This is a genomic window from Hymenobacter daecheongensis DSM 21074, assembly GCF_900141805.1.
Taxonomy (GTDB): domain Bacteria; phylum Bacteroidota; class Bacteroidia; order Cytophagales; family Hymenobacteraceae; genus Hymenobacter; species Hymenobacter daecheongensis.
In genome coordinates this window covers 1-12028 of the sequence record NZ_FQYN01000003.1, presented here as the reverse complement: position 1 = coordinate 12028, position 12028 = coordinate 1, and the positions used below count along the sequence as shown (strand labels likewise).

6 protein-coding genes are annotated in these 12028 nt (G+C 64.9%); 2 read left to right on the top strand and 4 right to left on the bottom strand.

Features of this window, described 5'->3' with window-relative positions:
- Nucleotides 1-13 precede the first annotated feature (13 nt).
- Nucleotides 14-853: a carbon-nitrogen hydrolase family protein gene (locus tag BUB62_RS05745; protein ID WP_159437410.1), complete on the bottom strand. Its 840-nt coding sequence runs from the start codon at nt 851-853 to the stop codon at nt 14-16.
- A 322-nt stretch (nt 854-1175) separates the two neighbouring features.
- Here BUB62_RS05745 and BUB62_RS05740 point away from each other — a divergent pair, with 322 nt between their 5' ends.
- Nucleotides 1176-3857 (top strand): valine--tRNA ligase, encoded by a 2682-nt coding sequence (locus BUB62_RS05740; RefSeq protein ID WP_073107388.1) that lies wholly within the window; start codon nt 1176-1178, stop codon nt 3855-3857.
- 137 nt (nt 3858-3994) lie between these two features.
- The gene (locus BUB62_RS05735; protein ID WP_200799895.1) at nt 3995-6136 is read left to right on the top strand and encodes a S9 family peptidase; all 2142 of its coding nucleotides are present in this window, start codon (nt 3995-3997) and stop codon (nt 6134-6136) included.
- 84 nt (nt 6137-6220) lie between these two features.
- On the opposite strand, the gene BUB62_RS05730 is transcribed toward BUB62_RS05735, so the two are convergent.
- The 3 genes from BUB62_RS05730 to BUB62_RS05720 form a co-directional block, all read right to left on the bottom strand.
- Nucleotides 6221-6430 carry a hypothetical protein gene (locus BUB62_RS05730; protein ID WP_073107385.1) on the bottom strand — a complete coding sequence of 70 codons (210 nt, stop codon included), beginning with the start codon at nt 6428-6430 and terminating at the stop codon, nt 6221-6223.
- Nucleotides 6431-6574: 144 nt separating this feature from the next.
- On the bottom strand, nt 6575-7972 hold the full coding sequence (locus BUB62_RS05725) for a dihydrolipoamide acetyltransferase family protein (RefSeq protein WP_073107382.1): 1398 nt from the start codon (nt 7970-7972) through the stop codon (nt 6575-6577).
- A gap of 258 nt (nt 7973-8230) precedes the next feature.
- The coding region (locus BUB62_RS05720; protein WP_143164047.1) for a beta strand repeat-containing protein at nt 8231-12028 on the bottom strand (3798 nt) is incomplete at its 5' end.

Here is a 12028-nt window from a genome sequence, read left to right as displayed (position 1 = left end):
GCAAGATGGGCCGCTAGGCTTGCGGCAGCTCGTCGAAGCGGTAGCCTTTGCGCCGGAGCATGTCGCCGATGGCGGTGCCCTGCTCGGACCGGACCGGCCGGGGCAAATCGGCCACGATCAGCTCGCCGGCAAACTCATTGAAGGTGCCCTGGGCCCGCACGCCGCCGGCATCGACGGCCAGCGAGCAGCCCACGCTTTTCTTGCCCTCGTAGGGGCCGCCCACCACGTAGCCCACGGAAGTCGTGCTTACTACGGCCACGTTGTAGAGCTGCGCCAGAATGGAAAACGGCTTCACCCACTTCTCCTGGTACGGGTCCGACTCCTCAGTGATGGAGTAATCGACGGTCCAGGAGGCGGGGGCCAGAATGAATTCGGCCCCCATGCGGGCCAGCGTATGCCCGATGGAAAGACCATCGAGGTAGTTGTCGGCGCAGATATTGACCCCGATTTTGCCCAGCGGCGTATCCACCACGTTCAGCGTCTGGCCCACGGCGTAGAAGGGCAATTCGACGCCTAATAGGTTTATCTTGTGGTATTTGACAATGATTTCACCCTGCGGGTTAATCAGAATGGCCGTGTTGTAGTTGCGGCCGTTCAGCCGCTCGGTGAGGCCGGCGCAGACGTAGATATTGTGGCGCAGGGCTTCCTGGCAGAGCCGGTCGCTGAACGCGCCGGGAATGGGCTGGGCTTCGGTGAGGGCGCTGGGGTGCGTCCAGGCAAAATCGAGGGTTTCGGGCAGCAGCACTAGGTCGCAGCTTTGCTGGGCGGCCTCGCCGATCATGCGGGCGGCGCGGTTCAGGTTTCGTTCCGGCTCGCCGCCTTCCACCAGCAACTGGCCCATGCCGATGCGCACGGTAGCAGTTGAGGGAGAAGGAGTTGAAGCCGGAGAAGGTGCCGATTGCGGTTTCCTGGTCTTCAGAAAAGAGAAAAGACTGACCATAAAGGCAAAGGGAACAGTGGAGAAAATTTTGCAGAAGTTATCAAAAACTGATTAAACCCCGGCCGGAAATCTTAGTCGCGCCCAAAGGTAGCTTGATTTACAGGCATCCGGCGGGAAATAGTTGGCGCAGACTCACAATATTCAGGCCGGCCCGCGTGGGGGCGGTTGCGCATTTCCCGCCCCGGCCTGAATTGCCTACTTTTGCCGCTATTCCCCACCGATTTTCCCCTTGACGATGTCCATCGCCAAAACCTATACGCCCGCCGACGTTGAAGCCAAGTGGTATCAGCGCTGGCAGGAGCAGGGCTTTTTCAAAGCTAAAGCCAACCCCCGTAAGCAGCCCTATTCCGTGGTAATTCCGCCGCCCAACGTGACGGGCGTGCTGCACATGGGCCACATGCTCAACAACACGATTCAGGATGTGCTGGTGCGCCGGGCCCGCATGCAGGGCAAGGAAGCCTGCTGGGTGCCCGGCACCGACCACGCCTCCATTGCCACGGAGGCTAAGGTGGTTGCGCTGCTCAAGGAAAAGGGAATCGACAAGAAAGACCTCACCCGCGAGCAGTTTCTGGCGCACGCCTGGGAGTGGAAGGAGAAGTACGGCGGCATCATCCTAGAGCAGCTCAAAAAGCTCGGGGCCAGCTGCGACTGGGACCGCACGCGCTTCACCATGGAGCCCGAGCTGACCGATGCCGTGCTGCGCGTGTTTGTGGATCTGCACCAGAAGGGCCTGATTTACCGCGGTATCCGCATGGTGAACTGGGACCCGCAGGGCGGCACTGCGCTGAGTGACGAGGAAGTGATTCCGAAGGACACGATGGCCAAGATGTACCACCTGCGGTATGAGGTGGTCAGTGATTCGTTGCCAGTTGTTAGTGAGCAGAATAATACTGACAACCAGCAACTGACAACTAACAACTACCTCACCGTAGCTACTTCGCGCCCGGAAACCATCATGGCCGACGTGGCCGTGGCTGTGAACCCGAACGACCCGCGCTACACGCATCTGCATGGGGCGAAAGTGCGCATTCCGCTGCTGGGCCGCGAAATTCCGGTGATTCTGGATGAGTACGTGAGCATCGACTTCGGCACCGGGGCGCTGAAAGTGACGCCCGCGCACGACTTGAACGACTACGAGTTGGGCCTGAAGCACAACCTGCCCGTCATTGATATTCTCAACAACGACGGCACGCTCAACGAAAAAGCCGTGCTCTACGTGGGCCAGGACCGATTTGCGGCCCGCCGCACCATCGTGAAAGACCTGGAAGCGGCCGGCCACCTGGATAAGGTGGAGGAATACGCCAGCATCGTGCAGACCTCGGAGCGCACCGGCGCCGTGATTGAGCCGCGCCTGAGCCTGCAGTGGTTCCTGAAGATGGAGCACCTGGCCAAGCCCGCGCTGGCAGCCGTGGAAAGCGACGAAATCCGGCTGCACCCGCCCAAGTTCAAGAACATGTACCGGGTGTGGATGGAGAACGTGCGCGACTGGTGCATCTCGCGCCAGCTGTGGTGGGGCCAGCGCATTCCGGCCTACTACCTGCCCGACGGCACGTTTGTGGTGGCTCTGAGTGCCGACGAGGCCCTGCTGCTGGCCCGCGAGCAAAGCGGCAACGCCGAGCTGCAGCTCACCGATCTGCGCCAGGATGAGGACGTGCTCGATACGTGGTTTTCGTCGTGGCTGTGGCCCATTTCGGTGTTCGACGGCTTCAAGGACCCCGACAATGCCGACGTAAACTATTTCTACCCCACCAACGACCTCGTAACGGCCCCCGAAATCCTGTTTTTCTGGGTGGCCCGCATGATTATGGCCGGGCTGGAATACCGCAAGCAGGTGCCGTTCCGCAACGTGTACCTCACCGGCATTGTGCGCGATGCGCAGGGCCGCAAGATGAGCAAGAGCCTGGGCAACTCGCCCGATCCGCTCGACCTCATTGCGCAGTACGGGGCCGATGGCGTGCGGGCCGGCATGCTATTCTCCTCGCCGGCCGGCAATGATTTGATGTTCGACATCAAGCTGGTAGAGCAGGGCCGCAACTTCACCAACAAGCTCTGGAACGCCTTCCGCCTCACCCAAGGCTGGGAAGTGGATGCCACGCTGCCCTTCGCCAACGAAAAGGCCGTGGCGTGGTTTGCAGCCAAGCTGCAGGCTGCCCAGCAGGAGCTGGACGAGCACTTCGACAAGTTCCGGATGAGCGACGCGCTGATGACGGTGTATAAGCTGGTGTGGGACGATTTCTGCTCCTTCTACCTCGAAATGGTGAAGCCCGCCTACCAGGCCCCCATCGATGCCGAGACGCTGCGCCACACCACTGGCTTCCTGGAAACGCTGCTCAAGCTGCTGCACCCGTTCATGCCCTTCATCACGGAGGAAATCTGGCACGAGCTGACCCAGCGCGGGCCGAAGGAGTACGTGTGCGTGGCCGCCTGGCCCAAAGCTCAGCCTGCTGCCGGAGCCGCTGACCTGATTGCCCGCATGGCCAAAGCCCTCGACATCGTGGCCGGCGTGCGCAACGTGCGCAACCAGAAAGGCCTCGGCCCCAACAAGCCGCTGACCTTGGCCGCCAAAACCGACGACGCGGCGTTGCTCCAGGACTACGACGGCGTAATCCGCAAGCTGGCCGCCCTCACCGAAATAACGGTGGTGGACGCGGCGCCGGCGGCTTCCGTGGGCTTCGTGTCGGGCGGGGCAGAGTTCTTCGTGCCGCTGGAAGGCCAGATTGACCTCGGGGCCGAGAAGGAGCGCCTCGAAAAGGAGGTGGGCTACGCCCGCGGCTTCCGCGACTCGGTGCTGAAAAAGCTCTCGAACGAGAAGTTCGTGGCCAACGCCAAGCCCGACGTGCTGGAGCGCGAGCGGCAGAAGCTGGCCGACGCCGAAGCCAAAATAACAGCGCTGGAGCAGGGCCTGGCCGCCCTGTAGCGTTCAGATAAGTCTGTGTCCGAAGGCCGTCCTGGATAAGGGCGGCCTTCGGTATGTCTGGATAATCCTGCTTCCCGGAATGGGACATTGCGGCCATTCCTTTTACCTTGGGGCATCCCTCTACTCATGCCCTGCTTATGAACCGATTGTACCCCTGGCTGACCGGCCTCTGCACGCTGGCGCTGAGCGCGGCCCAGGCCCAGACCTCCCCATCCTCTGCAACCACTCCCGCCATGACCAAGCCCCCCGTGGCCGCCAGCAAGCCCAAGCAGCTGGCCTCGCCCTTCGGCACCCGCACCGACAACTACTACTGGCTCAACGAGCGCGAAAACCCCGAGGTGCTCAGCTACCTGAACGCGGAAAACGCCTACTTCGAGCAGCAGATGGCCCCCGTGAAGGCGCTGCAGGAAACGCTGTTCCAGGAAATAAAGGGCCGCATCAAGGAGCAGGATGAGTCGGTGCCCTACCGCGACAACGGCTACTACTACTACACCCGCTACGAGCAGGGCGGCGAATACCCGATTTACTGCCGCAAGAAGGGCAGCCTGACCGCCCCCGAGGAAGTGCTGCTCAACGGCAACGAGATGGGCAAGGGCAAGGCCTACTTCCAGATCGGGGGCTTCGCCGTGAGCGACGACAACCAGACCCTGGCCTACGCCGCCGACACGGTGAGCCGCCGCCTCTACACCCTGCGCTTCCGCAACTTGGCGACCGGCAAGCGCTACCCCGAAAAGATTATCAACGCCAGCGGCGACGCCGTGTGGGCCGCCGACCATAAAACGGTGTTCTACACCCAAAAAGACCCCGCCACGCTGCTGCCTTACCGGGTGTACCGCCACACCCTGGGCACCGACCCCAAGCAGGACGTGCTGGTATATGAGGAAAAGGACAACACCTACTACACCGGCGTGAGCCGCTCCAAGTCGCATAAGTACATCTTCCTGCACATGGGCAGCACCATGTCGTCGGAAACCCGGTTTTTGGAGGCTGCCAAGCCCACCGAAGCGTTTAAGACGTTTCTGCCCCGCGAAGCCGACCACCTCTACGAAGTGGAGCATTTCGGCAACGACTTCTACGTGCGCTCCAATGCCGGGGCTCCCAACTTTCGGCTGCTTAAAACGCCCGTGACCAACACGGCCAAAAAGGCCTGGCAGGAAGTGATTCCGCACCGCAAGGACGTGTTCCTGAAAAACATGGAGCTGTTCAAGGACTACCTGGTGCTGGGCGAGCGGAAAGAAGGACTGCTGCAGCTGCGCGTCATCCGCTGGAAGGACAAGCAGGAGCACTACCTCAACTTCGGCGAGCCCACCTACACCGCCATCGTCAGCGTGAACCCCGAGTTCGATACGCCCGTGTTGCGCTACGGCTACTCCTCGCTCACCACACCCACCTCGACTTTCGACTACGACATGACGGCCCGCACCCGGAAGCTGATGAAGGAGCAGGCCGTGCTGGGTGGGTTCCGGAAGGAAGACTACGTGACCGAGCGCGCCTACGCCACGGCCACCGACGGCACCCGCATTCCGCTGTCCATCGTCTACAAGAAGGGCTTCAAAAAGGATGGCACCGCTCCGCTGCTGCAATACGCCTACGGCTCCTACGGCTCCTCCACCGATGCCACCTTCAGCGCCGCCCGCCTGAGTCTGCTCGACCGGGGCTTTGCCTACGTCATCTGCCACATCCGGGGCGGGCAGGAAATGGGCCGGCAGTGGTACGAGGACGGCAAGAAGCTCAAGAAGATGAACACCTTCACCGACTTCACCGACTGCTCGAAGTTCCTCATCGACCAGAAGTTTACCTCCGCGTCAAAGCTGTTCGCCCTAGGCGGCTCGGCCGGCGGCCTGCTGATGGGGGCCGTGGTAAACATGCACCCCGAGTATTACAAGGGCGTAATAGCCGCCGTGCCCTTCGTGGATGTGGTGACGACCATGATGGACTCCAGCATCCCGCTCACCACGGGCGAGTACGACGAGTGGGGCAACCCCAACCAGAAGGAGTACTACAACTACATGCTCTCGTACTCACCCTACGACCAGGTGAAGGCCCACGCCTACCCCAATATGCTCGTGACCACCGGCCTACACGACTCGCAGGTGCAGTACTTCGAGCCCGCCAAGTGGGTGGCCAAGCTGCGCACCCTCAAGACCGACAACAACCTGCTGCTGCTTCACACCGATATGGCCGCCGGTCACGGCGGGGCCTCGGGCCGCTTCAAGTCCATCAACGACGTAGCCCGGCAGTTTGCCTTCATGCTCCTGCTGCTGGACCGCAAGAGCTAGCCGCCCCTTGAGCAATGAAAACAGCAAGGCCCGCCATGTTCGCATGGCGGGCCTTGCTGCTAAGGAAATATGGGTCCGGCCGGGCTAGCGGGCCCGGCTGGTATCGGCCGGCATGTTGCCGCGCGGGGCGTTGCCGTTGGCTTTCATCTGGAGCTGGAACGTGACCTGCTCGCAGTCGGCGAAGCGCTGCTCGGATGCTTGCAGGGCCTTTTCCAGGCGCGTTACCTGTTGGTAGAGGTAGAGAATAAGGCCCAGCGAGAGGACGAGAGCGGCAACGGTAAGCGCGTTTTTCATGAGAGAATCAACTGAAACAAAAAAGAACGTCATGCCGAGCGTAGCCGAGGCATCTCGCGTGCTGAGGTCTGAGTACTGTTCAAACGTCAGCATGCGAGATGCCTCGGCTACGCTCGGCATGACGTTCCGGGTGTTTGACGAAACCTAAATAGCCGTGTTCGGGTCGAACTGCTCCAGGTAGTCGGCTACCTTGCGCACGAACATGCCGCCCAGCGAGCCATCCACCACGCGGTGGTCGTAGGAGTGGGAGAGGAACATGAAGTGACGCACGCCAATCAGGTCACCCTGAGGGGTTTCTATAACGGCCGGCTTCTTCTTGATAGCGCCCACAGCCATGATGGCCACCTGCGGCTGCATGATGATGGGTGTGCCCATCACGTTGCCAAAAGAGCCCACGTTGCTGAGCGTGTAGGTGCCGCCTTCCAGGTCCTCGGGCTTGAGCTTATTGGCGCGGGCGCGGTTGGCCAGGTCATTCACCTTCTTGCTCAAGCCGTTCAGGTTGAGCTGGTCGGCATTGTGAATCACGGGCACAATGAGGTTGCCGCTGGGCAGGGCCACGGCCACGCCGATGTTGATGTCGCGCTTCTTGATGATGTAGTCGCCGTCGATGGAGACGTTAATCAGCGGGAAGTCCTGGATGGCGCGGGCCACGGCCTGAATGAAGATGGGCGTGAAGGTCAGGTTCTCGCCCTCGCGCTTCTTGTAGGCATCCTTGTGCTTGTTGCGCCAGTTCACCAGCTCGGTCACATCGGCTTCTACGAAGCTGGTCACGTGGGGCGAGATGCGCTTCGAGTCCACCATGCGCTGGGCAATCATCTTGCGCATCCGGTCCATCTCAATCAGCTCCTGCCCGCCGCTGACGGATGGCATCGGTTTGGAGCCGTTGGCGGCCGGGGCGCTGGCCGCTTTGGGAGCTGGGGCAGCAGCCGGAGCCGGGGTTGTCGTAGGCGCAGCCGCAGCAGTGCTGGCCGCTTGCGGCTTGGTGCTTGCGGCTTCCCCCAACGGCTGCTTGCCGCCGGCTACGTAGTCCAGAATGTCCTTCTTGGTCACGCGGCCTTCGCTGCCGGTGCCGGGCAGGTATTCCAGGTCGGCCATCGAAATTCCTTCTTCGCGGGCAATGCTGAGCACCAGCGGCGAATAGAAGCGGCCGGGCTGGGCCACGCTCAGGCGCTTATCGGCCTGCGGGTCGTTCTGCTCAGCCAGGTAAGGCACGGCGGCGGCAGTAGCGGCCCCGTTGATGGCGGGAGCCGCCTGGGGCGCAGCCGGGGCGGCAGCAGGCGCCGAAGCACCCGCGGCGGCCACGTCGGTTTCGACGATGGCAATGGGGGCCCCCACGGCTACCACTTCGCCTTCCTGCACCAGAATCTCCTGCAATACGCCGGCGTAGATGGCGGGAACTTCGGTATCAACCTTATCGGTCGCCACTTCCAGCACCGACTCGTCCTGCTCAATGGCGTCGCCGACCTGCTTGAGCCATTTCAGGACGGTGCCTTCCATAATGCTTTCGCCCATCTTGGGCATCACCATTTCCACTCGTGCCATGCGCTTATTTCTTGGGTTGGGATTGTTGGGTGGGGAGTTTAGTGGCTCAAAGGTAACAGAAAGCGGCAAGCGTACCGTCTTTTCAACCGGACCATTGGCTACGGCTGCAAACCGGCCGGCGCCCGGGGCTCCAAACCCGGCGGCCAGGGCTGCGGGCACCGTCCCCCTGCCCGCGTCGCCCGCCCCCCAAACGACAGAAGCCGCCGACCCCACGGGGCCGACGGCTTCAAGAGTAGCGAGGCTACCGCCAATGGTGGTCTATTCCACCACCAGGCGCACGGCCTGCGTGCCGGCCCGCACTACGTACACGCCCGCGGGCCGCCCGGCCGGCAGCGTGAGCGTGGCCGTGCCCGTGGCGTCCGCCGTGGTGGTCAGCACCGGGCGGCCCAGCGCGTCGAGCACCTGCACCCGCGTGCCGGGCAGCGCGCCGCCCAGCGTGGCCGCGTGGCGGGTGGGGTTGGGGTAGAGCGTCAGGCCCACGGCCGGGGTGCGGCGCACCACCCGCACGGGCGAGAGGCTAACCGTGCCGTCGTGGTCTACTTGGCGCAGGCGGTAGTAGAGCGCGGCCGGGCCGGCGGGTAGCTGCGCGTCGCGCAGGGTGTAGGTGCGGCGGGTGCTGCTGGTGCCGGCGGCGGCTACCGTGCCGATTCGCGCAAACGTGGCTCCGTCCGGGCTGCGCTCCACCTCGAAGCGGGCGCTGTTCTTCTCCGTGGTCGTCGTCCAGTTCAGGCGCACGGCGGCGGGGCCTTCGGCCGTGGCCGTGAAGGCCGTCAGCTCCACGGGCAGCGGGTTGGCCGAGCTGCCCAGCGTCCAGATCGAGAAGTGGTCTACGCCGGTGGCCGTGACGGTGTTGGCCGCTGCGTCGCGGGTGCTGGCCTTCACATTCTGCCAGGGGCCGCTGGTGCCGGTGCTGGAGCGGAACAGCTCCAGCTGGGCTTCACTCAGGCCATTCAGCTCCGCGTCGCGGTAGCCGAACTCCAGCGTCGCGTTCAAGCCCGCGTTGGTGGCGGGCACGATGTCGTAGTAGCGCTTGATGCTGACGCTGGTGCCCTGGCCGGTGAGGGCCGTACCCGTCACGCGGCGCACGGTGGTCACGCCCGGCAGGGCCCCGGTGGCACCCGGCGTGAGGACCAGGCCCAGGCCGCCGAAGGCGTAGCGCGTGCCGCGGCCGTTCATGTTGGCCGCCGTCACCAGCCGGCCCAGCACGTAGGCCGTGGAAGTTTCGCTGAGCGTGGCCCCGGTGATGGTCAGCTCGTGGGCGCCGGTGGCCAGCAGGCCGCGGCTGAGCGTGAGGCTGCCCGTGACGCTGGCCGCGCGCTGCAGGGTGAGCGTGCCGGCAGGCTTGTCTACCGTCAGGCTGGTGAAGGTGGCCGCGCCCAGCCCGCCCAGGGCTTGGTCGGTGCTGCCCTGGAAGGCCACCGGGCCGGCCAGCGTGGCCGTGCCGTCCACGGTCCAGTCGCCGTACACGGCCAGGGTGGCGCCGGCGCTGGTGGTCAGGCTGGCGCCCAGCTCCACGGTGAGGGCGCGGGCCGTGAGCGTGCCCGCGGTCAGGCTGGGGTAGCGGCTCAGGCCGGCGGGCACCACCACGTCGGTGGTGGCGTCGGGCACTTTGCCGAAGCTCCAGTTGGCGCAGTCGGTCCAGGCGGTGCCGGCGGTGCCGGTCCAGGTGGTGGTGGGCGTGGCGGGCATGCTCACCGTCACGGTGGCCGTAGTAGTGGCCGTGTTGCCGCCGGCGTCGGTCACGGTCAGCGTCACGGTATTGGCCCCCAGGTTGGCGCAGGTAAAGGTGCTCGGGCTCACGCTCAGCGTGCCGGCCGCAGCCAGGCCGCAGTCGGCGGTGCTGCCGTTGTTTACGGCCGTAGCCGTCACGGTAGCCTGGCCGCTGGCGTCCAGCGTCACGCTTACGTTCTGGGCCGTGGCCACGGGGGCCGCGCACACCGTGAATACGCTGGCCGATGTGGCCGTGCCGCCCGGTGTGGTCACGCTGATGGTGCCCGTGGTACTGCCCGCGGCCACGGTGGCCGTGAGCTGGGTGCTGGAGTTCACCACGAAGCTGGCCGCCGCCGTGCTGTTGAAGGCCACGGCCGTGGCCCCGGTAAAGTTGGTGCCCAGGATGGTTACCACCTGACCGGCCGGCCCGCTGGTGGGTGAGAAGCTGCTGATGACCGGCGCGGGCGGCACGTCGCGCAGCTCTCCCAGGAAGTTGATTTGCCCGCTTACGCTGTTGCCGAACGTGCTGCTGCCAAAGGTGGCCGGTGGGGTTACTTGCCCCCCAGCGTACACGCTGGTGCCGCTCACGGCGATGCCGTTGCCCTGATCGGCACTGGTGCCGCCGCCGCTGGTGGCCCAGCCGTTGGCAAAGGAGCTGGTGGCCGGCGTGCTGCCCGTGCTCGTGTCCGTGTACTTGGCCACGAACACGTCATCACTGCCCGCCCCGGCCAGCGCCTGCCCGGCAAAGCTGGCGCTGGTGGCGCTGGTGAAGGAGCCCGTCACGTACACGCTGGTGCCGCTCACGGCAAGGCCGAAGCCGTAGTCGGTGCTGGTCCCGCCGCCGCTGGTGGCCCAGCCGTTGGCAAACGAGCTGGTGGCCGGCGTGCTGCCCGTGCTCGTGTCCGTATACTTGGCCACGAACATGTCCGTGCCCCCCGCCCCGGCCAGCGCCTGCCCGGCAAAGCTGGCGCTGGTGGCGCTAAAAAAGTAGCCCGTCACGTACACGCTCGTGCCGCTCACGGCAAGGCCGTTGCCGAAGTCGGAGCCGGTGCCGCCGCCGCGGGTGGCCCAGCCGTTGGCAAAGGAGCTGGTGGCCGGCGTGCTGCCCGTGCTCGTGTCCGTGTACTTGGCCACAAACATGTCAATGCCCCCCGCCCCGCTCAGCGGCTGCCCGGCAAAGCTGGTGCTGGTGGCACTGGCAAAGTAGCCCGTCACGTACACGCTGGTGCCGCTCACGGCAAGGCCGTTGCCGATGTCGTCGCTGGTGCCGCCGCCGCTGGTAGCCCAGCCGTTGGCAAACGAGCTGGTGGCCGGCGTGCTGCCCGTGCTCGTGTCCGTGTACTTGGCCACAAACACGTCAGTGCCCCCCGCCCCGGTCAGCGGCTGCCCGGCAAAGCTGGCACTGGTGGCGCTGGTGAAGGAGCCCGTCACGTACACGCTGGTGCCGCTCACGGCGATGCCGTTGCCGATGTCGGCACTGGTGCCGCCGCCGCGGGTAGCCCAGCCGTTGGCAAAGGAGCTGGTGGCCGGCGTGCTGCCCGTGCTTGTATCCGTGTACTTGGCCACGAACACGTCCGTATTTCCCGCCCCGGCCAGCGGCTGCCCGGCAAAGCTGGCGCTGGTGGCGCTGGTGAAGGAGCCCGTCACGTACACGCTGGTGCCGCTCACGGCAAGGCCGTAGCCGACATCGTTGCCGGTGCCGCCGCCGCTGGTGGCCCAGGTGAAGGCCTGGGCCGTGGCATCCCACTTGGCCACAAACACGTCATTGCTGCCCGCGCTGGTCAGGCGCGTGCCGCCAAAGCTCACCGAGCCCGAGAAGCTGCCCGTGATGAACACGTTGCCCCGGCTGTCGGTGGCCGTGGCGCGGGTGGCGGAGGTGCCGCCCTGCAAGGGCCCCTCAGCCCGCTGCCAGGTGCCGGTAGCCGGGTCGAGCCCGCCCAGCACTCCCGAGCCGGCAGGAGCCAGCACCCGGCCCACCGCCGGCCCAAAGGTGGCTACCCCAATGCCCACCTGCCCCCCGGCGTACACGCTGGTGCCGCTCACGGCGATGCCGTAGCCGATGTCGTTGCTGGTGCCGCCGCCGCTGGCGGCCCAGCCGTTGGCAAAGGAGCTGGTGGCCGGCGTGCTGCCTGTGCTCGTGTCCGTGTACTTGGCCACGAACACGTCATTAAACCCCGCCCCGGCCAGCGGCTGCCCGGCAATGCTGGCGTTGGTGGCACTAATAAAGGAGCCCGTCACGTACACGCTGGTGCCGCTCACGGCGATGCCGTAGCCGATGTCGCCGTTAGTGCCGCCGCCGCTGGTGGCCCAGCCGTTGGCAAAGGAGCTGGTGGCCGGCGTGCTGCC

Excerpts from the sequence above, each read along its gene's own strand:
- BUB62_RS05740 (WP_073107388.1), top strand. The coding sequence starts at position 1,176 with ATGTCCATCGCCAAAACCTATACGCCCGCCGACGTTGAAGCCAAGTGG.
- BUB62_RS05735 (WP_200799895.1), top strand. The coding sequence starts at position 3,995 with ATGAACCGATTGTACCCCTGGCTGACCGGCCTCTGCACGCTGGCGCTG.
- BUB62_RS05730 (WP_073107385.1), bottom strand. The coding sequence starts at position 6,430 with ATGAAAAACGCGCTTACCGTTGCCGCTCTCGTCCTCTCGCTGGGCCTT.
- BUB62_RS05725 (WP_073107382.1), bottom strand. The coding sequence starts at position 7,972 with ATGGCACGAGTGGAAATGGTGATGCCCAAGATGGGCGAAAGCATTATG.